Source organism: Bacillus sp. FSL L8-0199 (assembly GCF_038005705.1).
Classification (GTDB): Bacteria; Bacillota; Bacilli; order Bacillales; family Bacillaceae_G; genus Bacillus_A; species Bacillus_A cereus.
Map to the genome: position 1 here is coordinate 3,927,559 of NZ_JBBOTS010000001.1, position 24,972 is coordinate 3,952,530.

Here is a 24,972-nt window from a genome sequence, read left to right on the forward strand (position 1 = left end):
ATTGTAACAAAAGTTCTGCATGACGGACATATTTTTCACTTCCAATTAGGTTGCATTTTGTTGCTTCATATACTGAAACATATCAATCATGATCGAAGCAACGGCCAATTGATTTTGAAACTTTTCCACTTTATCTGGTATCGTTTTTTTGAAATGTTGCATCGCCGCTAACTCAAAAGCCTCTTTTTCTTCAGGATTTCGTGTTAATTTTCTATACCAGTACGGTTGCTCTCTAATATAGCGAGATAAATCCTCATCAGCCTTTATAAACTCCATAATTTCTGCTCTCATCATCTTTCCCCCTAATCCTTTTGAAAGAAAAACGGGTTATTTTCTGAAGTACTTTGCTCTTGCTGCGTACGGTTACCTTGAAATTGCTGAATAACTTGTTGCACGCTCCCAATTGCACTCGTCACATTGGCTAAATGGTTCTGCATTTGTTCCACGTCCAACTTTTTAAAAAAAGAAAGCATTTGCCCCATCACATCAGCAGTTTTTTCCTCTTCAGTTCGATTATCTTTTTCTTTTTTATTTTCTTTTACCGAAGAAAACGCAGGCGCTCCATCCGGTCTATAAGTTGCCCATATTGGATCTTCTTCACCAAGTAAGTACCATTCTTCATAAAATTGTTGCCATGTTTTATGACCACTTCTAACCTCATGAACCATTTTAGGGTGATGGTTTACAAATTCTTTAAACTGTTGAATCGATGGATGTAACGGTCCTTTTGTTGTTGGCATAATCCTCACCTCTCCATGTATATCTACTATATAGTAAGAAAAAAAAGGCGCATGGTTCGCCTATTTTTAGACGATTCATGCACCTTTTTTTCTGCTATTTGCATACGGTCAGATTCCCACCTACAATTCAGTGAATACGAAGTAACTAATTTGGTAATGTGACACCCCACCGCTTACAGTTTCGCTTTATTTTCGAATAAAGTTTTGTGTATAAAATTTATCGTATACACCAACACCTAATCCTGTAAATTGTTCATTTAATAAATTCTTTCTATGCCCCTCACTATTTAACCAACCTTGCACTGCCGCAATTCCATCACTATGTTGCGCCGCTATGTTCTCACCAGCAAGTTGAAATCCTACTTTCCCGCGCTGCAAACGATCTCCTAGTGTACCTAATGTAGGTGAGTCATGAGAAAAATAATTATTGTCTTTCATATCTTTACTGTGACCAACAGCAACATCTGCTGTTTCCTGATCCCATGTTAATAACGGTAATTTATGACGACTTCGAATGATATTTGTTAAATCAAAAATTTGTTGCATATTCCCATTTTCTACTTGTTTTATTTTTTCTGGAGTCAATGGTTGTTCTGCTATTAATTCACCTGAATAAACGAGCTGATACGGTCTTTGGCGTAATAAAGTTTCATCATCCATATAACGAACACCAACAAGCTCATGTGTAAATTGATCAAAATACAATTGCGCCCATCCATCTTCTACAGGTATTAACGGTTGTTCCATGACTTCGGTATCAGATAGCTCAAATTGATAACTATTTTTCCCTCTTTTTAATGAAATTTCATGCGAAAGCGGACTTTTTTTATATACTTCTTCATATTTTTCATTTATATAATAAGGTGGAACCTTAACTTGTTCACCAGCTGCGTATGCCGTTACAACTTTACGTTCAGAAACTCCAAATTGAACATACTGAGTTAAATCCTGGTTGTATACCCACCATTCATATCCGTATGCAGATGGCTCTATTCGAGAGGGTTCTCCCCACTTCGCTAATAAGTTTTCAGAGTCTTCACCAATCATATTTAAAACAGTGTCTGAGGAGTCTTCCTTAATTTGCTTTTTCTTTTTCACAATTTTATTTTCTTGCTTTGATTGAGATGGGGTTAATATATATTGTGAAACGAGTAATTTCCCGTATAAATCAACAGCTAAAATTAAAAATGTAATCATTACGATACGCAATAATTTCTTCAAACGATATACCTCCTGAACAAAACATAAAATTGAGATATACACAAATCCTTTTCTTTCTTTTTGTGTGTACCGTACTCTTTTCACTATATCATATTTTTGTGAAAAAAGTCTGGATTATCCCTTTTCTCTCAATATGAATTGCACTTTCTTATTATTCATACTATTATAAAAATAATGGTGTAACATTAAAAAAGGAGGTATTATATGCAATTTACAAATACGAAATTTAATGGAGCCGTCGTTGAATTAACTCTTTTAACTGAAATCATGGAAAACAACCACTTCGTACTTGCCGGACAGTGGGATTATGAACGAGTTACATACGATTATAAATTTGAAATATTAAAGGATGTTTATTATTTACGAGTGCAAGGAGTTGCTGTTGAAGGTGACATCGGCAGTAGACACGCTGAAGTAAAACTACTTCCCCCCTTATTAGGAAAACATTATTATCCTCACGGCGTTGAATATGGTGATGATGAGACTTTCCCAACGAATGTACTTCAAAAAAGCGAACAACTCCTACAAAATGTCGAAAAAGAGTTAAAAGAATTTCAAATTATTGATTAACAAAAACAAGCGCATCAATATGATGCGCTTGTTTTATTTCCCTTCCCTAAGAATGAATCGTTTTTTTTACTGGATATCCATAAATAGATCCATCTTTTACTTTAATCTCATCTTCCCAAGGAACCTTATATTTACCTTCAGCTAAATCTTTTACAAACGTATATGGATTTTCTTTCACCCCACCAGGAGTTGCTACATATCCTCTTGAACCTAGATTATATATATTATTTTCCAATCCCCATCCTAATCTAGCCTGATCTGCTAGTTCTGGATATACTTCAGCAGTAACAATCTCCCACGGATTTCGATGACCCTGTACTAAAGTAGTCCCATCAAAGTTACATACTTGTCCTTCACCAAAGTAATAAAATACACCATCATAACCCGCTAAGTTTACCGACAATGTATACATTAAATTTTGCCATGCATTTGAGCGATTGGTTAGCATCCATTGTTCACTAACTTGTGTACTATATCCAGAAATACGAATTAAGACATTTGCACCTTTATAGGCCGCTTCACGAGCTACTTCAGGGAACATGCCATCATGACAAATACAAACAGCTAATTTACTTCCTCCAGGTCCATCACAAACAGGTAAGCCTAAATCTCCAGCTTTCCAAGGCTCGACTGGCACCCAAGGATTTAGCTTACGATACTTCAAAATCATTTCACCTTGTGGATCAATAATAACTGCTGTATTATATGGCTCTCCACCATCCGGATTTTTCTCCATTATTGAAAAAACACCATATACTTTAGATTCTTTACATGCCTCAGCAAATAAGTCTGTTTCTGGCCCAGGCACTGTGCATAAAAATTCTTCTGTAGTCCATTTTTTTGTATTGAGCCCTTGTGTACTATATTCAGGAAATACTATCAATTCTAAACCAGGGTAACCTGATTTGGTCGAATGAATTGTTTTTATGATTTGTTGAATTTGTTTATCAATGTCTGCACGCGATTCTACTACTGGTACTGGATATTGAATTAGTGCTGTCAAAAAACCACTAATCGGCTTTACCATACTTCCACTACTACCCATTTAAACTCCCCCTTAAAATAGTTCGTGTTTATTAAAGATAACAATATATATTTGTAACTCTCTAAAAAACTTGCACTACATATGGAATTATTACGCATGAAAGCTAGTAGTAAATTTTATCTCCACTTTTAGTACACGCCTACACTAACTTAACATAAAAAGTTAGAAAATTCAATCTTTTTAAAGGTAGCTAAAACTAAAAAAGAAAAAGCGCATGGAATCCCATACACTTTTTTACTTAGTCTGTAAATACGGCGGCAATTGTTGCAACTGCTCCTTATCCTTTTCACGTTCTCTACGTGCCCATCTAAAGAATACATAGCCTATAATTGTACCGTATACTATTTCCTGGACAATTTTCATTATAATACCACCAGTTTGCTGGTCTTGTACGACTGGCATCCAGTGCAAAAATTCTGGTCCCGTTATATTCAAATCTGATAAAGTGTCCGCTGGTACACATAGTTCCATCGCTTTCATCCAAGCAGCTGGATCCGTATACGTTGCAAATAACGGCGCTGTCGCAAAAATGATTAACGCACAGGCAGGCGTTAATAATATGCCGTTAGCAAACATATAACCAAGTTTCTTTATATCACTTAACGTTTGATATTCTGGTAATGGATTTAACATCGGCCACCACATCATGATTGCTGTAAAAAACAATATAGCGAGACAAATAGGATGAGCTATTTGACTTTGTTTTACTGTATCAAAAACAACTGGTAAATGATAAAAAGAAAACAGGCCGTTAAATACAAACAACGCAATAAGTGGTTTAGCAAATGCCTTTAATATAATTTGAACGAACTTAAAAGAAGTAATGTAACGATATAACCAAATTGGTATACCAAGCAACAGTAACGGTGGAACTGCAATATACATGACTGCCATTTCAAACATATGAGCACTAAATATAATATGGCCAATTAAATCAATAGGTCCTCCCTTTACAAAATACAAAAGAACAATACCAGTCGTAAAATAAAAAATTTGCTTCTTACTTACCTTCGTCGCATTTTCAAATCGCATTCTATATGGCCCAATAATTAAGAAGTACCCAATAAGAATTGAAAGCATAAATAATAAAAAGATTGGACTCCATAAAGCCTGAAAACCAAATATCCACAAGTTACTCATTTTCACACCTACCTTCGTAAGGTTATCTCATAATATGAAGAGGGAGCTGTGACAACACAAGCTCCCTTATTTTTCACTTTTCAAATCCACACGATTGTCATAAAAGCTAAAATTGTAATTAATCCTATTAGCAGACCAGAGTAAAGAAAGAAACTTGCTGCTTCATGTCCTTTATGACTCATATGCATAAAATAATACAATTGAAAAATTACTTGTACCACTGCTAATAGTAAAATAAACGGTACAGAGAAAATCGGACTAAAAGTTTTTGGATACGCCACTGCTACAAATGCAACTAATGTTAAAAAAATCATTAATGCAAACGTAATAACTTGATGCCTCATTTCCTCCGCACTTTTTCTCTTCCGATAAACAAGATCAACTTTAGGATTATTCGTTTGCTTTATCGCCATTGTTTATCCCACCATTCCCATTAAATATACTACAGTGAAAATAAACACCCAAACTACGTCAATAAAGTGCCAATAAATCGATGCAACATAAAACTTCGGTGCATTGTATAAATTTAGACCTCTCTTCGCATTTCTAAAGATTAATGTTAAAATCCAACATAACCCAAACAATACGTGGAGTCCATGTGTACCAACAAGAGCATAAAACGCAGAGCCAAACGCACTACTTCTCATAGTATGCTTAAATTCATGTGTATAATGATAAAACTCATATATCTCAAATCCTAAAAACCCTAAACCTAGCAATACTGTTACTAGTAACCAAAGCTGCATTTTCTTAAAGTTAAAGTTTTTCATGTGATACATCGCATATACACTCGTTAAGCTACTCGTTAATAAAAGCATCGTCATAATAAAAACGAGTGGCATTTGGAACATCTCTTGAGATGTTGGTCCACCATTTGTAGAATTCTTTAACGCTAAATATGTGCCGAATAAGGAAGCGAACAGCACTGTTTCGCCTCCAAGAAATAACCAAAAACCGACAAACTTATTTTTCCCTTCAAGGGTTGCTTTTTCAGGCTCTGCTGGAAATGTTTCATTCGTTAATTTTTCATCTACATGCATTATGCCTTGCCCCCCTTATCCTCTAAATCTTCTTTATGAATATGATACCCATGATCATCAATTACTGAACGTAGGAACATTGCGCCAAATGTAATGATTAAACCAATAATTGCTACTAATAACCAGAACTTATCTTTTCCGCCCTGCATATACATCGCACCGAATGCCGCTATAAACAATCCGAAAGAAATGACAAATGGTGAAAACGAAGGATTTGGCATATGAATATCACCAACTGGTTCCGCTGCTGTCATCTCTTTATTACCTTCACGTTTTTCAATCCAAAACGGATCTAATCCGCGAACAAATGGTAATTGTTTAAAGTTATATTCTGGTGTCGGTGCTGGCATTGTCCATTCTAATGTACGTGCATCCCACGGATCACGACCAGCTTTTTCTTTTGATACTGTCGTTTTAATTACATTGAATAGAAGAACAATCGTTCCAAGAGCCATAAACACCGCTCCGATAGAACTAATCATATTCCCCATTTCCAACCCTTGCCCTTCAAGATATGTGTAGTAACGGCGTGGCATACCAATCAAGCCAAGGAAATGCTGAATAAAGAACGTTAAATGGAAACCGATAAAGAATAGCCAAAACGTTATCTTTCCTAATGTTTCATTTAATACTTTATTGAACATCAGTGGCCAATAATAATGGGCTCCTGCAAGTAAACCAAATACAACACCGCCAACGATTACATAATGAAAATGCGCTACTACGAAATAGTTATCATGAAATTGATAATCAGCTGGTGCAGATGCTAGCATAACCCCTGTAACTCCACCCATTACGAATGATGGAATGAAAGCTACTGCCCACATCATTGGTGTCGTAAAACGAATACTTCCACCCCACATTGTAAAGAGCCAGTTGAATATTTTGATACCAGTCGGAACCGCAATCGCCATTGTTGCAACTGAGAAAATAGCATTAGCAACTGGACCAAGTCCAACAGTAAACATATGGTGCGCCCATACCATAAATCCTAAAAATCCAATTAATACCGTCGCAAACACCATCGATGAATAGCCAAACAATCGTTTTTTCGAAAATGTCGCGAAGATTTCCGAGAATATTCCGAAAGCTGGGAGTATAAGAATGTATACTTCTGGATGACCGAAAATCCAGAATAAATGCTCCCATATAATTGTATTCCCGCCCAATGCCGGATCAAAGAAACTTGTTCCAAATAAACGATCTAACATTAAAAGTCCTAATCCTACAGTTAACGGCGGAAAAGCGAATAATATAAGCGAAGATGTTACAAATGTTGTCCATGTAAACATCGGCATACGCATATACGTCATTCCTGGCGCGCGCATATTAATAATGGTTACAAGGAAGTTAATTCCTCCAATTAATGTACCAATACCTGAGATTTGCAAGCCGAGTACATAGAAATCAACACCATGACCTTTAGAGGCTAAAGCTAAAGATGCATAAGATGTCCATCCTGCATCAGGTGCTCCACCTAAAAACCAACTTAAATTTAAAAATACTCCACCAAAGAAAAATAACCAAAATCCGAGTGAATTCAAAAACGGGAACGCTACATCACGTGCACCAATTTGAAGTGGTACAGCGGCGTTCATAAATGCAAACACGAGTGGCATAGCTGCGAGGAAAATCATTGTTGTACCGTGCATCGTTAATACTTGATTATAAGCATCCCCAACAAGAAAAGCGTTGTTAGGAATTGCTAATTGAAGGCGAATAAATAGAGCTTCTATTCCGCCTATTACAAAAAACAATCCACCTGCAATTAAATAGAGAATGGCAATCTTTTTATGGTCTACTGTCGTTAAATAATCCCATATGACAGCACCCATCCCCTGTTTTTTTGCTACAGAACTCACGTTTTCAACCTCCCCTTCGCGAATAATCCCTCTTTACTTTTCAACTTTTAACGTTTGTAAGTATGCATTTAATGCATCAATTTGATCATCCGTTAAGTTGCCATATTTGCCAGTCATTTTGTTTCCTGGCTTCATATTTTCAGGATCCTTCAGCCATTTTTTTAAGTTTTCTTCATTGTTTTCGGCAATACCGGCAACCATATCGCGATCCGCAAAGTTTGCTAAGTTTGGTGCGATACGAGCGGAAGGTGGTCTACTATCATTAGATCCAACTGCGTGACAACCAATACAGCTTTTATTAAATATTTCTTGGCCCTCTTGCGCCTTTGTTGAAGCTACTTCTTTTTTTCCATCAATCTTCTTCATATCAGCAAGCCATTTTTTGTACTCGCTTTCATCTAAAGCTTTCACTTTAAATTGCATTAAAGAATGTGATGGACCGCAAAATTCTGTACAAAAACCATTATAAGTGCCCGATTTATCTGCCTTTAACCACATTTTGTTCACATTGTCTGTATTTGTATCCATTTTCCCTGCTAAAGATGGAACCCAAAATGAGTGTTTAATATCGGCACCCTTCAAATTTAAATACACTTTCTTACCTGTGGGGATGACCAAATCTTGCGAAATTACTATCTTTTCTGATTTATAAGAAAATTCCCACCAATAAAGATTCGCTGTTACATCAACAACGATAGTATCTTTATCAATATTCTTTTTCTCCATCGCACTTACATCAGCAAGTTTGAATGTATATGTAACCGTTGGAACAGCTAAGATTAGTAAAAGAATAATCGGAATAACTGTCCATATAATTTCTAGCTTGTGATTCCCTTCAACTTGCTCTGGAATATAATCTTCCTGACCTTTCTTTTGTCGGAAACGCACAATTACATACAAGAAAATAATAGTAACTACTAGTACTACTCCTACCATGATTGCACTAGCCAGTAGAAGTAAATCATATTGCATTTTTGCTACTTCTCCTTGCGGAATTAAAGTAGATTGAAAGGCTTTACCGCATCCCCCTAACAGTAAAGCCAGCAGTGAAACGAACGAAAGCAGTCGCCACTGTTTCTTCATACAAACAACCCCCACTTTCCTTGTGAATTAGATTGTACTTTATAGTTAAGTAAAGTAAATCTCAACGTAAAGAAATCCAATTATGTCGTTGTCTTAGAAGAATGTAACTACAATCATTGATACAAATAAGATTGTTAAATAATTTAGGGAATAAACAAACATTTGCACGGACCATTTGATGTCATCTTTCTTACGGAAGCCATAAAATCCTAAAACGATCCATCCGATGTTAAGCAGTGTTGCAATTACCATAAATGTTATCCCTAGTCCACTCATATAAAATGGGAGTGGTAATAAACATACTGTCCAAATCATAATTTGGCGTTTCGTAATTTCAAATCCATGAACTACAGGAAGCATTGGAACTCCTGCATTTCGATATTCATCAACACGTTTCATCGCTAATGCAAGGAAATGTGGGATTTGCCAAATAAACATAATTAAAAATAACATCCAAGCAATTGGATGACCTAAAGATGGATCGATTGCTGCCCATCCAATTAAAGGTGGAACTGCTCCAGATATACTACCTACAACAGTATTTAGTGTATACTTTCTCTTTGTCCATAAAGTATATAGGACAACATATGTGAAAGCACCAATAAATCCCATTAAAACTGCCATTGGTGTTGTTAATAATAAGAATACAAATCCAAGAAGTAATATAACTAGTCCAAATGTAAGTGCAAATCCTGGTTTATACTTTCCAGTAACCGTTGGACGAGTCTTTGTTCTTTCCATTAACGGATCGATGTCTCTATCGATGTAGTTATTTAAACAACATACCCCCGCCATAATTAATCCTGAACCAACGATTGTAAAAAATAGCTTATCCAGATTGTCCATCACACTTAATCCATTAAAGTGTAACGCCAACCAAAATCCTGTAAATACAGTAAGTGTATTTGAGTTTACAATCCCCATTTTAACGAGTGCTGATAAATCTTGTAACCGAGTTGTTTCCGGTACACTTGTAACAGCGGACTCATCATGCAGCTCACTTGTTGCATGGTTCATCACTCTAACCCCCTCTTAAAACTTTCATCTTTCTTTTTGCGCTTATTTCAAATGAAATAATTCGCTTCTATATAGCAATATTATTACAGTAGAAACATTGTTAACCCATTCTACTACTAATCTACGCCCATACTCCAATATATTAAATCATATTTCCCGAACATTTTGTGAAGAAAACATGAACTTTTTGTGTCGGATATAAAAAACTTCATTCTGACTTGTCCTTATCATAACATGATGTTACCTTCTATAATAAACTATTTTGTCCTATTTAACACGTATTCTCCCCATTTCTTTTCAAAACAGCCTATTTTTCACCTAATTTTTTCCTTTCAAACCCTGTTTTTACACCTATTTTCTCTCCCTTTCCTTCCCCCTCCATTTCTTTGCTATTTTATTATTTTTTATATATCATAGGAACTAGCGCGTTTTATTCTATACATAATGGAATGAAAATATTTCGCAATAACTTCATAGCAGAAAGATGGTGAAAGAGATTGCAACGCTTTATTAAATGGTTAGCAGTCATTACAAGCATTGATTTATTAATAGTTTTATTAGGAGGCGCTTTAGTTACAAAAACAGGTTCTGGTCAAGGTTGTGGTAAATCATGGCCACTTTGTAACGGTGAATTTGTTCCATCTAATTTATCAATGGAAACTATTATTGAACTTAGCCACCGATTAACATCAGGATCAGCTGGAATTCTTGTCACTCTCCTTTGTATTTTGTCCTGGAAATATTATAAACATGTGCGTGAAACAAAAACGTTAGCAATTTTATCCTTCGTATTTTTAGTTGCACAAGCATTAATGGGAGCAGCAGCAGTTGTTTGGGGACAAATGCCAGCTGTACTTGCTATCCATTTCGGTATTTCCTTAATTTCATTTGCTTCTGTCATTTTATTAACGTGTCTTATCTTTGAAATTGACCAAAAATTTGATGCACGTTCACTTATTATGGACAAAAAAATGAAATTTCATATTTATGGTGTAACAATTTACAGTTATATTGTCGTCTACACAGGTGCTTTAGTACGTCACGAACGAGCTAGCTTAGCCTGTCCAGACTTTCCTTTATGTAGCAAAAACAGACCTATGCCAACTCAACTACATGAATGGGTTCAAATGGGCCATAGAGTTGCAGCGATGTTAATTTTCGCTTGGATACTATACGCCATGATTCTCGCTATTCGCCATTACAAGCAGCAACCTGTAGTATATTGGGGATGGATCATTTCATTTATCCTCGTTACACTTCAAGCTGTAGTAGGAGTTTTAGTTGTATTTACAAACGCTAGTTTAGCGATGGCATTGTTACATTCTCTATTCATTTCTTGCTTGTTTGCCGTACTATGCTATTTAGTTATGTTAGGAACAAGAAGTAAAGTGAATGCCAAAGAAGCCGAATCAACTTCTAAACAAACAAAATAATTTAAAACTAAAATCCCTTGCCAATTCGGCAAGGGATTTTTTGCAATAAAAAAGAGCTGTATTTACACAGCTCTTTTCTTATTTTAGTGATCTAATTCAATAAGTAAATCACCCGTTTGAATTGCATCACCATCGTTAACATATACTTTCTTCACTTTACCATTGAACGGCGCTTGAACTGTCGTTTCCATTTTCATCGCTTCTGTAATTGCCATAGAATCGCCTTTTTTCACTTCTTCGCCTTCTTTTACAACTACTTTAATTACCGTTCCTGGCATCGTTGCACTAATATGATTTGGATTCTCACGGTTTCCTTTCACACGTTGTGCAACTGTTGCTTTTACACTCTCGTCTTTCACGATAATTTCACGTGGTTGACCGTTAAATTCCAAGTAAAGAACACGATTTCCATCCGGCTGAGGTTCTCCAATTGATACTAGTTTAACCATCAATGTTTTACCCTGTTCAATTTCTACATCAATTTCTTCACCTAGTCTCATACCATAGAAGAACGTCGGTGTATCAAGTACAGATACATTTCCATAAAGCTCAGCAACTTTTTCATAATCCATAAATACTTTTGGATATAAAGCATATGCTACTACATCAAAAATCGTTACTTCGCGTCCAAGTTTATGGAATAATTCTTCTTTTAACGCTTCGAAATCTACTGGCTCTAGTAATTCACCTGGTCTTACTGTTAATGGCTCTTTCCCTTTTAAAATAATCTTTTGTAATTCTTTCGGGAAACCACCGTACGGTTGACCTAAATCACCAGAGAACATTTCAACAACAGACCCTGGGAAGTCCATCGCATGTCCACGCTCTAAAACATCTTGTTCTGTCAGATGGTTTTGAACCATAAATAATGCCATATCACCAACAACTTTTGATGATGGTGTTACTTTTACAATATCTCCAAACATGTCATTCACACGGCGGTACATTACTTTCACTTCATCGAAGCGATCTCCTAAACCAACCGCCTTCGCTTGTTGCTGAAGATTACTATACTGCCCACCCGGCATTTCATGCATATATACCTCTGTATGAGGCGCATTCATACCACTTTCAAATGGTGCATAGTATTTGCGTACATCTTCCCAATAGTGAGATAGTTTTTCTAAAGAATCTATATTAACATCTGGTTGTCTTTCGTTTCCGCCTAACGCATAGTATAGCGTGTTCGCACTTGGTTGTGACGTTTGACCAGCCATAGAACTCACTGCTACATCGACGATATCAACACCTGCTTCAATTGCCTTCGTATACGTTAATATACCATTTCCACTCGTATCGTGCGTGTGCAGATGAATTGGAATCGACACTGTCTCTTTTAATGCAGAAACTAAATCATATGCTGCATTTGGTTTTAGTAAGCCCGCCATATCTTTAATACCTAAAATGTGAGCTCCTGATGCTTCTAACTCTTTTGCTAAATTTTTATAATAATTTAAATCATATTTACTACGCAGTGGATCATGAATATCCCCTGTGTAGCACATTGTTGCTTCTGCAATTTTACCAGTGTCTCGTACAGCGTCAATTGCAACTCTCATGCCTTCCACCCAGTTTAAACTATCAAAAATACGGAATACATCAATGCCTGCTTGAGCAGAACATTCCACAAATTTTTGAATTAAATTATCTGGATAGTTTTTGTATCCAACTGCGTTTGAAGAACGAAGTAACATTTGGAATAACACATTCGGCATTTTTTCACGAAGATCTAGTAATCGTTCCCATGGATCTTCTTTTAAGAAACGATACGCAACATCAAACGTTGCACCGCCCCACATTTCTGCTGAGAATAGGTTCGGTAACATTCTCGCTGTTGGCTCCGCAATTTGATGTAAATCTTTTGTACGAATACGAGTTGCAAGTAATGACTGGTGTGCATCACGGAATGTTGTATCCGTTAAAAGTACACGTTTTTGATCCTGTACCCATTTTACTAATCCGTCCGCTCCACGCTCGTCCAAAATTTGTTTCGTTCCATTTTGGATTGGCTCTGAATGTTTTAAACATGGAATACGAGCATCTGGGAATATTGGTTTTTCTTTTTTCCCTACTCCTGGGAAACCATTTACTATTACTGTACCAATGTAATTTAACATTTTCGTTCCACGGTCTTTACGTTTCGGGAACAAGAACAATTCAGGTGACGCATCGATAAATGAAGTATCATATTCTCCTGATAAGAAGTTTTTATGCTTTACTACATTCTCTAGGAATGGAATATTTGTTTTAATACCACGAATACGGAATTCTTTTAAGTTACGTTCCATTTTTGCAGCAGCTTGCTCAAAAGTAAGTGCCCAAGTTGTAACTTTTACAAGTAAAGAATCGTAGTACGGTGTAATAACTGCACCTTGGAAGCTATTTCCTGTATCAAGACGCACACCAAAACCACCACCTGATCGATACGCCATAATTTTTCCTGTATCCGGCATAAAATTATTTAGCGGATCTTCAGTTGTTACACGAGATTGAATTGCAAATCCATGTACAACTACTTCCTCTTGCTTCGGAACACCTACCATTTTGCTATGTAATGAATGTCCATCCGCTATTAAAATTTGTGATTGAACAATATCTACTCCCGTAATCATTTCTGTAATCGTATGTTCTACTTGAACACGTGGATTTACTTCAATAAAGTAAAACTCATCATCTTTTACAAGGAATTCTACTGTTCCTGCATTTAAATAGTTTACATTTTTCGTTAACTTCACAGCAGCATCACAAATACGCTGACGCAGATCATCTGAAAGTGATACACTCGGTGCAATTTCTACAACTTTTTGATGACGACGTTGTACAGAACAGTCACGCTCGTATAAATGAACAACATTGCCTTCTTCATCTGCTAAAATTTGTACTTCTATATGTTTAGGTTTTTCAACAAATTTTTCGACGTAAACTTCATCATTACCAAAAGCTGCTTTCGCTTCTGATTTCGCTCGATTATATGATTCTCCTAATTCCTCACTAGTACGCACAATACGCATACCACGACCGCCACCCCCAAGGGATGCTTTAATAATAATCGGGTAATCATACTTTTCAGCAAATTTTTCGACTTCTTCTAATGAATTTACTGGACCATCACTACCAGGTATAACTGGAATTTGTGCTAGCTGCGCTTGTGTTCTTGCTTTCACTTTATCTCCAAACATATCTAAATGCTTACTTTTCGGACCGATAAAGATAATTCCTTCTTCTTCACAACGTTTAGCGAATTGAATATTTTCTGACAAGAAACCATATCCAGGGTGGATTGCATCTACATGATTACTTTTTGCAATCTCAATAATGCCTTCAATATCTAGATAAGCATCAATTGGTTTTTTTCCTTCCCCAACTAAATAGGACTCATCGGCTTTATAGCGATGATAAGAACCACTATCCTCTTTAGAATAGATTGCAACTGTTTTTAATCCAAGTTCCGAACAAGCTCGAAACACACGAATTGCAATCTCTCCACGGTTAGCTACCAATACTTTTTGAATACGTTGCAGCTTTGTCATGATTTTCCCCCTCTACTTTCCTACCACTCTAGAGATAAAATATATACACACCTTAAAAAGCGTGAAGTTCTTCACTTTCCACATTATATTATACTTAGAAAGCTTCACTTTATTTTTATCCATCATACCTTATTTTCTAACAAATGATAAGTTTTCTGTGCAATTTGTTTCACAAAAATAGTATAGCATACCTCTTCCTTTTCTAACAACTTAATTGTATATCACATTTAACTTAATGTGATATATCTTTTAACTGAAAAAGAAATTAGTACATCATATTTGGAACTACTTAAAAATAAAAAACACATCATGCTCTAAAGCACAATGTGTTTTTATTTTACAACTACAAGATGTGGTCCATTTTGTTCTCTTTCTTTCATTACACCATTCTGTTGTTTCTCTTGTCGTTTCACGTGACTAGCAATATTGAGTAGTATTCCCATTGCAAGTAGATTAGCTATTAAGGAACTTCCACCATAACTAATAAACGGTAAAGGCACTCCCGTAAGCGGTATTAATCCAGACATACCACCAACATTAACAAAAGTTTGTACTCCTATTAAACTTGCAATTCCGATTGCAATTAAACTTCCAAAAGGATCGTTACATTTTTGAGCAATCCTGAATGAACGAATAATAATAAGTAGCAAGCAAATTAAAATAATAGCTACACCAATAAAACCTAATTCTTCAGATATAATAGCCATAATAAAATCGGTTTGCGGTTCTGGTAAATACCCATATTTTTGCACACTATTTCCTAATCCTCGACCATTTAGCCCTCCTGAAGCAATTCCAATAAAAGAATTTACTAATTGGAATCCATCATTCTGAGGATCATTGAATGGATCAAGAAAAACTGAAAAACGTGCCTTTTGATATCCACTTAATTTATAATTAGCCAAAAAATATAGAGCTGGAATCCATACTATAGAAGTTAAAACAATTCGTTTAATCCATAAATTAATCCTTACTCCTGAACAAAGAAACATAATCCCTACTGTTCCTGCAATTAACAAATCGGTACCTAAATCATTTTGCTTTAAAATTAAAAACATTGCCATTCCAACAAAACCAAGTGTAAGTCCCGACCCTTTAAAAACAGGTGTATTTGTTTCTTGTCTCCTTGCAAAAAAGCGAGCTAATATAATAATAATCGATAATTTAACAAATTCAGCGGGCTGTATACCTAATATCCAACCTTTTGCACCATTTATTTCCTTACCAAAAATCAAGGCTGCTGCTAGTAAAGCAATACTCCCTAGCCCCATCGCCGATAAAATTATTCGTTTTCTCCAAAACTTATAAGGTAACGAAGCTACAATTACTAACAATACCGTTCCAATAGCTAAAGTTATTAATTGTTTTTTAAAAAAGTAATTTGCCGGCCAGTTATGCCTCGAAATCGCAACAATGGAACTAGAACTATATACCATTATTACTCCCAGCACACATAAGATAACAAGAGGAAGTAATAATGAATAATCCATTGATTTCCATACTTTTTTCATTTCATTTCCTCTTTCTGTTTCAATTTAATTATTGTTGTATTCCATATGTACATTGATTCTTCCTGCTTTATTATACAAATAAAAAGCTCAAACTAATTTAGTTTGAGCCCCCTTATTTGAACCCGTTATTGTTGTTTGTTTGTAAATGCTTCATGAAGTGCAGATAACTCACGTTCGAGCTCACCTAACATTGCTTTCCCTTGTTCTTCTGCAATAAGACCAAGGCGAACTGCAAAATCGACCTCGCGGGATAGTCCAAACATTTGTGTGTCTAACACTTCTTCATATAATGGACATTGCGGCATTGTAAGATGGTCCATTTGCACCTTAATAAGTCTTAAAATCTTCTCTGCATCCGCTTGTAGAAGGGCTAGTGCCTTTTCCTGATGATTTGCTACTGTCTCAGACGCCAAATTGATTCCCTCCGTTTCCGTCCTACTCTCCTCTATCCTATCTATTAATATTAGCGATAGTTTTAATAAATTGCAATAGAAACATTTTTTGTGACAACAGTGTCTAATACTATTATACTGAAAAGTGGGAGTATAACACAAATGGGGGAACAACAATGAGCGAAATTTTATTTATTAACGGAAAAGTACGTTTTCCAATCACTATTGATCCAACTGTTTGGATCTTTGATGATCGAAAAGTAGATTTGACAACTTACTTTGATGAAACTAGAGAAAACACGTCTGAACTAGAAACTTATTTAAAAAACACTTCAGAACATTGGGATCGCGAAATCCGTGATGGTGCCGCTTTTCCTCCAATACAACAAAGTGTGAAGAAATATAAAAAAGAACAGCTGATTACTGGAACATTTGGTATACCATTTCATCCATTTCTTGCTAACGCTGAAATTTTAGAGGACGCTACGCAAGTTGAAATTGAAACGGTAGATCATACAATGACACTTCCATTAGAAACTGTCAAAAATGCTATACTAGGCTTTTCAAAAGAAGGAAAACCATTAAAAGAAGACGGACCTGTTCATCTCTATTTCAATGATGGATCTAATCAACAAAATCCAATCCGTAACATCCGTAAATTTACAATTATTTAAAGAAAAGGAGTGAGCTTAAGCTCACTCCTTTTTACAATAAATCTGCTGCTAGTTGAGCTAAATTAGATCGCTCCCCTTTAACAAACTTCACATGACCACTAATACGCTGTTCTTTAAACTTCTCTACAACATATGTTAAGCCATTATTATATTCATCTAAATATGGGTGATCAATTTGCTGAGGATCTCCCATCAATACAATCTTACTCTTTTCCCCTACCCTAGTTAATATCGTCTTCACTTCATGCTTTGTTAAATTTTGTGCTTCGTCAATGATAATGAACTGATCTGGAATACTTCTCCCGCGTATATAAGTAAGGGCTTCTACTTCAATCGAACCCATTCCAGCTAAAATAGCATCTAACTCTCCTGGCTTTTTCGTATTAAATAAATACTCTAGGTTATCAAAAATTGGCTGCATCCATGGTCTTAACTTTTCTTCTTTTTCTCCTGGTAAATAACCGATATCTTTTCCGACTGGAACAATTGGTCTTGCCACAAGTAATTTTTTATATAACCCTAAGTCTTCTGTTTGCATAAGTCCCGAAGCTAACGCAAGTAACGTTTTTCCTGTGCCGGCTTTCCCCGTTAAGGTTACAAGCGGAATATCTTCACGAAGCAACAATTCTAATCCCATAATTTGCTGCACGTTTCGTGGTCGTATCCCCCACACTTGTTCATTGTGAAAAATAAGTTTCTTTACCTTCTTACCTAAGTGATCCACAATGCCAAGAGCAGAACTAGAGCCCCCTAATGCATCTTTCATCACTACAAATTGATTTGGGTAAAAAGGATGATTCGCAATTTCAGATAGAGGCAATTCACCTTTCTCATAAAAATAATCCAATTGTTCTTTTGATATATATCCTTCTAAAAAACCAGAATATATATTTTCTACTTCAATTACGCGATCACTTAAATAATCTTCAGCCTTCAAACCAATTGCATCAGCTTTTACTCTTACGAGTACATCTTTACTTACTAAAATAACAGACTTCCCGTCCTCTTTTTCCTGTTCTTCTAAAGATAGATTTTTTGCTACAGCTAAAATTCGATTATCATTTGTTTTTTCTACAAAAATATCTTGTAGTTGCACAAATGAACGATGGTTCAATTCAATACGAAATGTTCCGCCGTTTTCTAGCGGGATACTTTCATGCAGCTTTCCTATTTCACGAAATTTATCTATTAACTTAGATACATAACGAGCGTTTCGTCCTACTTCATCCATATAACGTTTTTTCGAATCAACCTCTTCTAATACAACTGCTGGAATCACTACTTCATTGGTTTCAAATGAAAAAATAGATAAAGGATCCTGCAAAAGTACATTCGTATCTAACACATAAATTTTATCCAACCTGTTACCCCCTGACTCCACTTTTAAATTTGTAGAACAAGGGTTTCATCCATAAAATATGGACGAACCATTGTTATAATTATATGTACCGTGTAAACGAGGTAGAATCGAAAATCATAGTCATTAAACCTTTTATTTATTCTTTATTCATTTCTATTCAATATATTACTTTTTATTATAATTATTAACGTTAAATCACAATAACCGATTACAAAAGTGAATAAACAAATTTCCTATTTAGCATCTTTATAATTCTCTTATCCCTACTAACACTTCATTATCCAGCTTTTTCGCTGCCCGAAGATCATATGTTTTTTCATATGTTGGTTCAATTGCAAGTTTCGCTCCATAAAACATAACATCACGCACTTCTTGCACATTTACTTCTATTACAGTTAATTTTAGAGAAATACCTTCCATTCTATCTGTCAAAATTTCACCTGCACCACTTATAGAAAATACGGATTCATTCGCCATTATAGTCAATACCACACCTGTATTATGCTGTATATTTTCCACAATACGTGAACGTTGATCTACTGCAAATCGAATACTAGTTTTACTCACTGCATACACCCAAGAAATAGCACTTACGTTAGGAACTTGTTTTTCGAAATCTGTCGTTGCTATCATAACGATACATTCTTTACGCAACGTTTGTACTAAATCCTCTGTTAAGGTAGGCTCTACTACATTCGCCATATTTTCACCTCCAAACATACTTGGTATATCCTTATCATAACTTATTTTTTGAATTGCGAAAATATTATTTTTTCCCGCTATTATTCAAAAACATTATACTTCCATGATATACTTATACTGATAGAATTCGTATTGAGGTGACGAAATGAGAGTCAAATGTATGATTTGTGATAAAAAAGATATGTTAGATGATGAAAATCCTATGGCAAAAAAACTGCGTAATCGCCCTATTCATACATATATGTGCATGGAATGTTCGGAACGAATTGCAGAGCGTACAATGGAACGTCATGCAAGTGGTAATTTCCGATTATATCGTGATAAAAAAATCGAAGATGATTGGTAAAATGTAAATAAGTCCTTACTCATATAGATAAGGACTTATTTATATTTTTCTGGTTCACGATTCATCTGATCCAAAAAACAATCAATGGCTTCTAACGGAAACCTTGCAGATTTCCGTTCTCCATTCATTTCATATGTAATTGAATACATTTCCTCGTTCTTTTCGACTTCCACATTTCTTAATTTATGTTCTTCATATATCATATTTTGAAATAACAAATATGTTTCTTTTGCAGCACTATCATCTGGACGTGCTTCCGCAACTGTTTTAATTGTTAACCAATTATATAGTGCATCTTGTACTGAACGCATGAAAACTCCCCTTCCTTATCCTGCTTTTTGTTGTTTCGCTTGACGCAAACGCAATCTATAAATTCCAAGTACAATTGCCGCTACAACAAGTCCTTCTCCAACAGGTAAAAACACAGCAAAAAAGGTTAATACTGTGCATCCAATTGCTAATGATATGTATATCACAATATTTTTTAGTACAGACAACTTTCTAGCAAATCCTAAATTATAAACGAGAGCACTTAATATAATAATCGTCCCATAAAGTAACCACATTCCTAACTCTGGATTTTCATCTACCTTACACAATTTTGCAAAAAAAGACATCCTTTCTAACACACTCTTCCCCCCTAGCAGTAAAATGCAATTTTCTTTATACACTTAATACAAGAGTAACTCGCAAAAAAAATACTGTCCACAAAAATGAGTAAATATTCTAAAAAATAAACAAAATAAAAAAACAACGCCCTTTATAAAGGGCGTTGTTTTTTTATTTTTACGCTTCAACAGATTTCTTTTTCTTAGCAGCTCTTTCGCGCTCACTCTTATCAAGAATCTTTTTACGTAGACGAATTGATTCTGGAGTTACTTCACAGAACTCGTCATCGTTTAAGTACTCTAATGATTCTTCTAAAGTCATTAGGCGTGGTTTCTTCATTGTTGAAGTTTGATCTTTCGTCGCAGAACGAATGTTAGTTTGTTGTTTCATTTTCACAACGTTAACTGTTAAGTCGTTCTCACGAGTGTGTTCTCCTACAATCATACCAGCATATACTTCTGTACCTGGTTCAACGAAGATTACACCACGGTCTTCAACTTGCATAATACCGTATTGTGATGCTTTTCCTGTTTCAAGTGAAACTAGAACACCTTGACGACGTCCACCAACTTGTCCAGCGTGTACTGGTTGGTAGCAATCGAATGTATGGTTTAAAATACCGTAACCACGAGTTAATGTTAAGAATTCTGTTGTGTAACCAATTAAACCACGTGCTGGAACCATGAAAGTAAGGCGAACTTGACCGTTTCCGTTATTCACCATATCTAACATTTCACCTTTACGTGCACCCATAGATTCCATAATAGAACCAGTGTATTCTTCAGGTACATCGATTTGTACACGCTCTACAGGCTCACATCTTACGCCATCAACTTCTTTAATGATTACTTCTGGCTTAGATACTTGTAATTCATAACCTTCACGACGCATGTTTTCAATTAAGATAGATAAATGTAGTTCCCCACGTCCAGATACGATCCACGCATCAGGAGAATCTGTATTATCTACACGTAAACTTACATCTGTTTCTAATTGTGAACGAAGACGCTCTTCAATTTTACGAGATGTAATGTATTTACCTTCACGACCTGCAAATGGGCTGTTATTTACAAGGAACGTCATTTGTAGTGTTGGCTCATCAATACGTAATAATGGTAACGCATCTTCATGCTCAACTGGACATACTGTTTCACCAACGTTGATGTCTTCCATACCAGAAACAGCTACTAAGTCACCAGCTTTTGCTTCTTCAATTTCTTGACGTTTTAATCCAATGTAACCAAATAATTTTGTTACACGGAATTGTTTTACACTTCCATCAACTTTCATTAAAGCAACTTGTTGTCCTACTTTCATTGTACCGCGGAATACACGACCAACTCCAATACGTCCAACGTAGTCGTTGTAATCAAGAAGTGCTACTTGGAATTGAAGTGGCTCTTCGCTGTTATCAATTGGTGCTGGAATATGTTCGATAATTGTATCGAATAATGATTTCATATTCTCTTCTTGATTTGCTGGGTTTGAATCTAAGCTTGCTGTTCCGTTCATTGCTGATGCAAATACAACTGGGAACTCTAATTGATCTTCGTTTGCACCAAGCTCAATGAATAAGTCGATTACTTCATCAACTACTTCATCTGGACGAGCGAAGTCACGGTCAATTTTGTTTACAACTACGATTGGAGTTAAGTTTTGCTCAAGAGCTTTCTTTAAAACAAATCGTGTTTGTGGCATACAACCTTCATATGCATCAACAACAAGTAAAACACCATCAACCATTTTCATGATACGTTCTACTTCTCCACCGAAGTCAGCGTGACCAGGTGTATCTAAAATGTTAATTCTTTTATCTTCATAGTGAATCGCTGTATTTTTCGCTAAAATTGTAATACCGCGTTCTCTTTCTAGATCATTTGAATCCATTGCGCGTTCTTCAACGTGTTCGTTCGCACGGAAAGTCCCCGCTTGACGTAATAACTGGTCAACAAGTGTTGTTTTACCATGGTCAACGTGGGCAATAATTGCTATATTACGTAAATCTTGTCGTTTTTTCAACATGTCCAACTCCTAATGTCTTTTTAATCCTTCTCTATTATAAGAGCGAAGGGGATACAATAGCAATTAAAATAAAAGCAAGAATGAAAATATAGTTGTATTCTTACTTTTGTGAAAGTAAAATGAGATTGGAGGGTGAAGAAATGGAACACATTCAATATCGCTTTTTATTAACTGCAATTATCGGTGTTATTTTCTTAATCGGTATCGGCATTATGATTGCTGAAAATAGTCCAATCGGTATTATTATTTGCATTATCGGCACATTTGTTACAGTTGGATACGGTTTTGTAACAAAAAGAAAAATGCGCAAATCACAATAACGCTAAAAAGTAAGAAGCTTATACACAGCCTCTTACTTTTTTTGTTGCTCTCATATAAACGATAACACTTCTTCATACACTCCTGGTTTTGCAACTAACACACTGCTCTTCTCTATGATAGAAAGTGGCGCTCCAGAGAATGTCGTCACCTTACCTCCAACTTCTTCTACAATTATCTGTCCTCCGCCAAAATCCCATGGTGATAATCTCGGCGTTACATATGCATCTATTCTTCCTGTTGCAACGTATACCATCTCTAACGCTGCACAGCCATATGATCTTGTGCCCCTTGCTTTCTTAACAAGTGCCATCATACTTTCCATATTAAGCAATGGATTATCTGTAAGCCATATCGCATTTAAAGCTACAATACCTTGCTCTACAGTTCCTTTTTTCAATGGAGGAATTGATATATCATTACAAAAAGCTCCAGATCCCTTGACTGCATGATATAGTTCATCATGCACTGGATCATATATAAGTCCAATCTTTCCGATACCGTTCTCATAAATCCCAATTGAAATCGCAAAATTTCTTTTTTGATGAACAAAGTTCATCGTGCCGTCAATTGGATCAATTAACCAAACAACCCCGTCAGAAGACGTTATCTCGTCTCCATAACCCTCTTCTCCTAAAATATTATGATTCGGGAATGTTTCTTTAATTTTCCCAATTAAAAACTGTTCTATCTCTCGGTCCATATTTGTAACTAAGTCAGCTGCATTTGATTTTGTTTCTATAATAAGTGCTTTTTTCATTGATGCCATTAAATGCTCTCCTGCATCCCGAATCCACCGTTTGGCGTGTGCATCAATGTCTTTCCATACTTCTTGCATGTTTAAACACTCCGATCTATACTGTTCACAGAAAAAACGAACCCTTTATAAGGTTCGCACCAACTAATTTTTTATACATATACTATTATTACGCTTCTAAACGAATCATTTCAAGTCTTAACACTTCTAACTTTTGTACACACTCTTCTTTTTTCTGTTTATCATCTTCCATCATCGCATCATATAAAGTTGCTAATTCATAATCTAGCTCCAAACGTAGCACCGGTATTCTCTTTTCAGCATCTGTTCTCTTTAACGCATTAATCACCTGTCTCATATTATTTGCCTCCTCCCAATATTCGTCTGCCCTCGGACTAGAATTAATTCAATTTTCTGATTTTTTGTTTTATACTATACTATGTTGGATAAATCATCTATGCAACAAAATTATATTTTTTTATTTAAATTTTTTTGTGCTGTTTTTTTTATGAATAGTACAAGCTATGCTAAAATAAAAGCAAAATAGGAGTTGGAGGAACAATCATGACAATACAAACATTCAAGTCAACTGATTTTGATGTCTTTACAGTTGATGGTCTCGAAGAACGAATGAGTGCAATTAAAACGAACATTCATCCTAAGCTAGAAGCTTTAGGGGAACACTTTGCAGAATACTTATCCAAACAAACTGATGAGAACTTTTTTTATCATGTTGCAAAACACGCACGCCGCAAAGTCAATCCACCAAACGATACTTGGGTTGCTTTTTCAACAAATAAACGAGGATATAAAATGCTACCGCATTTCCAAATCGGCTTATGGGGTACTCATGCCTTCATATACTTTGGTTTAATCTATGAGTGTCCACAAAAAGTTGAGACGGCTCATGCCTTCTTAGAACATTTAAATGATTTAAAAACAAATATTCCAAATGACTTCGTTTGGTCCATTGACCATACTAAACCAAGTGTGAAATTACATAAAACACTTGAAACCGAAGACTTACAAAAGATGATTGAACGATTAGCTACTGTAAAAAAGGCAGAATTATTAGTTGGTATTCATATATCACCAGAGGAGTTTTCAGCAATGACCAACGAACAATTCCTTGCTAAGATTGAATCTACGATGCAATCACTCCTTCCTTTATATGCACTTTGTAATCGATAGTAGAAAACGGACAATTTATATTGTCCGTTTTTAGTTGTTATCACATTATATCACTTCAGTTTTTATTTTTCAAAATATTTTTTACATTTTTACAAGCTTTTGTTCTTCGACTTCTTTTGCCCTTTGAATAGCACGATATATAGAGTATCCACTTACTTCTTCAAATTCTTTATCAATTTTCTTTTCTTCTGCTTTCGATGGAACAATCTCTTTAAAACGACGATATAAACCCATTAATTCTTCTCTTATAATCCCTTTTTCATAAGCTTTCTCAATCGCTTCATAAAACTTAACAATTTTAACCATTTCCTCATTTGACCAATCATAATCTAACGGATATTGATATTCCATTTCGCACCTCATTTATCATTTCTTCTTGTTTCATTATGCTATCTTAAAGAGAATATTT

27 protein-coding genes are annotated in these 24,972 nt (G+C 35.5%); 6 read left to right on the plus strand and 21 right to left on the minus strand.

Annotation, left to right across the window (positions count from 1 at the left end):
• Nucleotides 1-45 precede the first annotated feature (45 nt).
• From NST86_RS19990 to NST86_RS20000, 3 genes are all read right to left on the minus strand, one after another.
• Nucleotides 46-291 (minus strand): YlbE-like family protein, encoded by a 246-nt coding sequence (locus NST86_RS19990; RefSeq protein ID WP_001200990.1) that lies wholly within the window; start codon nt 289-291, stop codon nt 46-48.
• An 11-nt stretch (nt 292-302) separates the two neighbouring features.
• Complete coding sequence (locus NST86_RS19995) at nt 303-740, minus strand: YlbD family protein (RefSeq protein ID WP_001143324.1); 438 nt, start codon at nt 738-740, stop codon at nt 303-305.
• A 186-nt stretch (nt 741-926) separates the two neighbouring features.
• Nucleotides 927-1,961, minus strand: coding sequence for a CAP domain-containing protein (locus NST86_RS20000; protein ID WP_000735378.1), 1,035 nt, complete (start codon nt 1,959-1,961; stop codon nt 927-929).
• 204 nt (nt 1,962-2,165) lie between these two features.
• On the opposite strand from NST86_RS20000, the gene NST86_RS20005 reads away from it, so the two are divergent.
• Nucleotides 2,166-2,531 (plus strand): YugN family protein, encoded by a 366-nt coding sequence (locus tag NST86_RS20005; RefSeq protein ID WP_001160947.1) that lies wholly within the window; start codon nt 2,166-2,168, stop codon nt 2,529-2,531.
• Between the two features lie 46 nt (nt 2,532-2,577).
• Here NST86_RS20005 and NST86_RS20010 read toward each other — a convergent pair whose 3' ends face one another.
• From NST86_RS20010 to ctaB, 7 genes are all read right to left on the minus strand, one after another.
• The gene (locus NST86_RS20010; RefSeq protein ID WP_000535802.1) at nt 2,578-3,576 is read right to left on the minus strand and encodes a formamidase; all 999 of its coding nucleotides are present in this window, start codon (nt 3,574-3,576) and stop codon (nt 2,578-2,580) included.
• Between the two features lie 234 nt (nt 3,577-3,810).
• The gene (gene ctaG / locus NST86_RS20015; RefSeq protein WP_000069021.1) at nt 3,811-4,716 is read right to left on the minus strand and encodes a cytochrome c oxidase assembly factor CtaG; all 906 of its coding nucleotides are present in this window, start codon (nt 4,714-4,716) and stop codon (nt 3,811-3,813) included.
• 80 nt (nt 4,717-4,796) lie between these two features.
• The gene (gene ctaF, locus NST86_RS20020) at nt 4,797-5,129 is read right to left on the minus strand and encodes a cytochrome c oxidase subunit IVB (protein WP_000985706.1); all 333 of its coding nucleotides are present in this window, start codon (nt 5,127-5,129) and stop codon (nt 4,797-4,799) included.
• A 3-nt stretch (nt 5,130-5,132) separates the two neighbouring features.
• The gene (ctaE, locus tag NST86_RS20025; protein ID WP_000557861.1) at nt 5,133-5,756 is read right to left on the minus strand and encodes a cytochrome c oxidase subunit III; all 624 of its coding nucleotides are present in this window, start codon (nt 5,754-5,756) and stop codon (nt 5,133-5,135) included.
• Entirely contained in the window at nt 5,756-7,591 is a 1,836-nt protein-coding gene (gene ctaD, locus NST86_RS20030) for a cytochrome c oxidase subunit I (RefSeq protein ID WP_340934858.1), read from the minus strand. The genes ctaE and ctaD overlap by 1 nt, the downstream gene beginning before the upstream one ends.
• Nucleotides 7,592-7,651: 60 nt before the next feature.
• Nucleotides 7,652-8,701 carry a cytochrome c oxidase subunit II gene (coxB, locus tag NST86_RS20035; RefSeq protein ID WP_227593083.1) on the minus strand — a complete coding sequence of 350 codons (1,050 nt, stop codon included), beginning with the start codon at nt 8,699-8,701 and terminating at the stop codon, nt 7,652-7,654.
• A gap of 93 nt (nt 8,702-8,794) precedes the next feature.
• Nucleotides 8,795-9,718 carry a protoheme IX farnesyltransferase gene (gene ctaB / locus NST86_RS20040; RefSeq protein WP_001015064.1) on the minus strand — a complete coding sequence of 308 codons (924 nt, stop codon included), beginning with the start codon at nt 9,716-9,718 and terminating at the stop codon, nt 8,795-8,797.
• A 497-nt stretch (nt 9,719-10,215) separates the two neighbouring features.
• Here ctaB and ctaA point away from each other — a divergent pair, with 497 nt between their 5' ends.
• The gene (gene ctaA, locus NST86_RS20045; RefSeq protein WP_016118565.1) at nt 10,216-11,151 is read left to right on the plus strand and encodes a heme A synthase; all 936 of its coding nucleotides are present in this window, start codon (nt 10,216-10,218) and stop codon (nt 11,149-11,151) included.
• An 83-nt stretch (nt 11,152-11,234) separates the two neighbouring features.
• Here ctaA and pyc read toward each other — a convergent pair whose 3' ends face one another.
• The 3 genes from pyc to NST86_RS20060 all read right to left on the minus strand — a co-directional run bounded on the left by pyc (nt 11,235) and on the right by NST86_RS20060 (nt 16,605).
• On the minus strand, nt 11,235-14,681 hold the full coding sequence (gene pyc, locus NST86_RS20050; RefSeq protein WP_340934231.1) for a pyruvate carboxylase: 3,447 nt from the start codon (nt 14,679-14,681) through the stop codon (nt 11,235-11,237).
• A 332-nt stretch (nt 14,682-15,013) separates the two neighbouring features.
• The gene (locus tag NST86_RS20055; protein ID WP_000758413.1) at nt 15,014-16,192 is read right to left on the minus strand and encodes an FtsW/RodA/SpoVE family cell cycle protein; all 1,179 of its coding nucleotides are present in this window, start codon (nt 16,190-16,192) and stop codon (nt 15,014-15,016) included.
• Between the two features lie 125 nt (nt 16,193-16,317).
• Complete coding sequence (locus tag NST86_RS20060) at nt 16,318-16,605, minus strand: YlaN family protein (RefSeq protein ID WP_000135694.1); 288 nt, start codon at nt 16,603-16,605, stop codon at nt 16,318-16,320.
• A gap of 155 nt (nt 16,606-16,760) precedes the next feature.
• Here NST86_RS20060 and NST86_RS20065 point away from each other — a divergent pair, with 155 nt between their 5' ends.
• Nucleotides 16,761-17,258, plus strand: a complete 498-nt coding sequence (locus tag NST86_RS20065; RefSeq protein WP_001289809.1) for a hypothetical protein — start codon at nt 16,761-16,763, stop codon at nt 17,256-17,258.
• A gap of 31 nt (nt 17,259-17,289) precedes the next feature.
• Here the strand turns inward: NST86_RS20065 and NST86_RS20070 are convergent, their stop codons facing one another.
• Nucleotides 17,290-18,618, minus strand: a complete 1,329-nt coding sequence (locus NST86_RS20070) for a PhoH family protein (RefSeq protein ID WP_000358083.1) — start codon at nt 18,616-18,618, stop codon at nt 17,290-17,292.
• 246 nt (nt 18,619-18,864) lie between these two features.
• Nucleotides 18,865-19,320 (minus strand): pyridoxamine 5'-phosphate oxidase family protein, encoded by a 456-nt coding sequence (locus tag NST86_RS20075; protein ID WP_000024595.1) that lies wholly within the window; start codon nt 19,318-19,320, stop codon nt 18,865-18,867.
• Nucleotides 19,321-19,465: 145 nt separating this feature from the next.
• On the opposite strand from NST86_RS20075, the gene NST86_RS20080 reads away from it, so the two are divergent.
• Nucleotides 19,466-19,666: a YlaI family protein gene (locus tag NST86_RS20080; RefSeq protein ID WP_002082250.1), complete on the plus strand. Its 201-nt coding sequence runs from the start codon at nt 19,466-19,468 to the stop codon at nt 19,664-19,666.
• A 35-nt stretch (nt 19,667-19,701) separates the two neighbouring features.
• Here the strand turns inward: NST86_RS20080 and NST86_RS20085 are convergent, their stop codons facing one another.
• The 3 genes from NST86_RS20085 to typA all read right to left on the minus strand — a co-directional run bounded on the left by NST86_RS20085 (nt 19,702) and on the right by typA (nt 22,297).
• Complete coding sequence (locus NST86_RS20085) at nt 19,702-19,977, minus strand: hypothetical protein (protein WP_086424050.1); 276 nt, start codon at nt 19,975-19,977, stop codon at nt 19,702-19,704.
• Between the two features lie 15 nt (nt 19,978-19,992).
• The gene (locus NST86_RS20090; RefSeq protein ID WP_000893662.1) at nt 19,993-20,295 is read right to left on the minus strand and encodes a YlaH-like family protein; all 303 of its coding nucleotides are present in this window, start codon (nt 20,293-20,295) and stop codon (nt 19,993-19,995) included.
• 157 nt (nt 20,296-20,452) lie between these two features.
• On the minus strand, nt 20,453-22,297 hold the full coding sequence (gene typA / locus NST86_RS20095; protein ID WP_000914759.1) for a translational GTPase TypA: 1,845 nt from the start codon (nt 22,295-22,297) through the stop codon (nt 20,453-20,455).
• 140 nt (nt 22,298-22,437) lie between these two features.
• Between typA and NST86_RS20100 the strand changes: the two genes are divergently transcribed.
• Nucleotides 22,438-22,617, plus strand: coding sequence for a DUF5325 family protein (locus tag NST86_RS20100; protein ID WP_000400127.1), 180 nt, complete (start codon nt 22,438-22,440; stop codon nt 22,615-22,617).
• Nucleotides 22,618-22,667: 50 nt separating this feature from the next.
• Here the strand turns inward: NST86_RS20100 and NST86_RS20105 are convergent, their stop codons facing one another.
• Nucleotides 22,668-23,453 carry an inositol monophosphatase family protein gene (locus NST86_RS20105; protein ID WP_001158703.1) on the minus strand — a complete coding sequence of 262 codons (786 nt, stop codon included), beginning with the start codon at nt 23,451-23,453 and terminating at the stop codon, nt 22,668-22,670.
• A gap of 88 nt (nt 23,454-23,541) precedes the next feature.
• Entirely contained in the window at nt 23,542-23,730 is a 189-nt protein-coding gene (locus NST86_RS20110) for a hypothetical protein (protein WP_001250164.1), read from the minus strand.
• 206 nt (nt 23,731-23,936) lie between these two features.
• Between NST86_RS20110 and NST86_RS20115 the strand changes: the two genes are divergently transcribed.
• Nucleotides 23,937-24,563, plus strand: a complete 627-nt coding sequence (locus NST86_RS20115; RefSeq protein ID WP_086424051.1) for a YktB family protein — start codon at nt 23,937-23,939, stop codon at nt 24,561-24,563.
• An 81-nt stretch (nt 24,564-24,644) separates the two neighbouring features.
• On the opposite strand, the gene NST86_RS20120 is transcribed toward NST86_RS20115, so the two are convergent.
• Nucleotides 24,645-24,914 (minus strand): UPF0223 family protein, encoded by a 270-nt coding sequence (locus tag NST86_RS20120; protein WP_000456547.1) that lies wholly within the window; start codon nt 24,912-24,914, stop codon nt 24,645-24,647.
• Nucleotides 24,915-24,972 lie beyond the last annotated feature (58 nt).

Coding starts and splice junctions, on each gene's coding strand:
- NST86_RS20005 (WP_001160947.1), top strand. CDS start 2,166: ATGCAATTTACAAATACGAAATTTAATGGAGCCGTCGTTGAATTAACT.
- NST86_RS20110 (WP_001250164.1), bottom strand. CDS start 23,730: ATGAGACAGGTGATTAATGCGTTAAAGAGAACAGATGCTGAAAAGAGA.
- NST86_RS20080 (WP_002082250.1), top strand. CDS start 19,466: ATGAGAGTCAAATGTATGATTTGTGATAAAAAAGATATGTTAGATGAT.
- NST86_RS19990 (WP_001200990.1), bottom strand. CDS start 291: ATGAGAGCAGAAATTATGGAGTTTATAAAGGCTGATGAGGATTTATCT.
- ctaF (WP_000985706.1), bottom strand. CDS start 5,129: ATGGCGATAAAGCAAACGAATAATCCTAAAGTTGATCTTGTTTATCGG.
- coxB (WP_227593083.1), bottom strand. CDS start 8,701: ATGAAGAAACAGTGGCGACTGCTTTCGTTCGTTTCACTGCTGGCTTTA.
- NST86_RS20115 (WP_086424051.1), top strand. CDS start 23,937: ATGACAATACAAACATTCAAGTCAACTGATTTTGATGTCTTTACAGTT.
- NST86_RS20065 (WP_001289809.1), top strand. CDS start 16,761: ATGAGCGAAATTTTATTTATTAACGGAAAAGTACGTTTTCCAATCACT.
- ctaB (WP_001015064.1), bottom strand. CDS start 9,718: ATGAACCATGCAACAAGTGAGCTGCATGATGAGTCCGCTGTTACAAGT.
- NST86_RS20075 (WP_000024595.1), bottom strand. CDS start 19,320: ATGGCGAATGTAGTAGAGCCTACCTTAACAGAGGATTTAGTACAAACG.
- NST86_RS20100 (WP_000400127.1), top strand. CDS start 22,438: ATGGAACACATTCAATATCGCTTTTTATTAACTGCAATTATCGGTGTT.
- NST86_RS20120 (WP_000456547.1), bottom strand. CDS start 24,914: ATGGAATATCAATATCCGTTAGATTATGATTGGTCAAATGAGGAAATG.
- ctaG (WP_000069021.1), bottom strand. CDS start 4,716: ATGAGTAACTTGTGGATATTTGGTTTTCAGGCTTTATGGAGTCCAATC.
- typA (WP_000914759.1), bottom strand. CDS start 22,297: ATGTTGAAAAAACGACAAGATTTACGTAATATAGCAATTATTGCCCAC.
- pyc (WP_340934231.1), bottom strand. CDS start 14,681: ATGACAAAGCTGCAACGTATTCAAAAAGTATTGGTAGCTAACCGTGGA.
- ctaD (WP_340934858.1), bottom strand. CDS start 7,591: ATGGGTGCTGTCATATGGGATTATTTAACGACAGTAGACCATAAAAAG.
- NST86_RS20085 (WP_086424050.1), bottom strand. CDS start 19,977: ATGCGTTCAGTACAAGATGCACTATATAATTGGTTAACAATTAAAACA.
- NST86_RS20010 (WP_000535802.1), bottom strand. CDS start 3,576: ATGGGTAGTAGTGGAAGTATGGTAAAGCCGATTAGTGGTTTTTTGACA.
- NST86_RS20105 (WP_001158703.1), bottom strand. CDS start 23,453: ATGCAAGAAGTATGGAAAGACATTGATGCACACGCCAAACGGTGGATT.
- NST86_RS19995 (WP_001143324.1), bottom strand. CDS start 740: ATGCCAACAACAAAAGGACCGTTACATCCATCGATTCAACAGTTTAAA.
- ctaE (WP_000557861.1), bottom strand. CDS start 5,756: ATGCATGTAGATGAAAAATTAACGAATGAAACATTTCCAGCAGAGCCT.
- NST86_RS20055 (WP_000758413.1), bottom strand. CDS start 16,192: ATGAAAAAAGTATGGAAATCAATGGATTATTCATTATTACTTCCTCTT.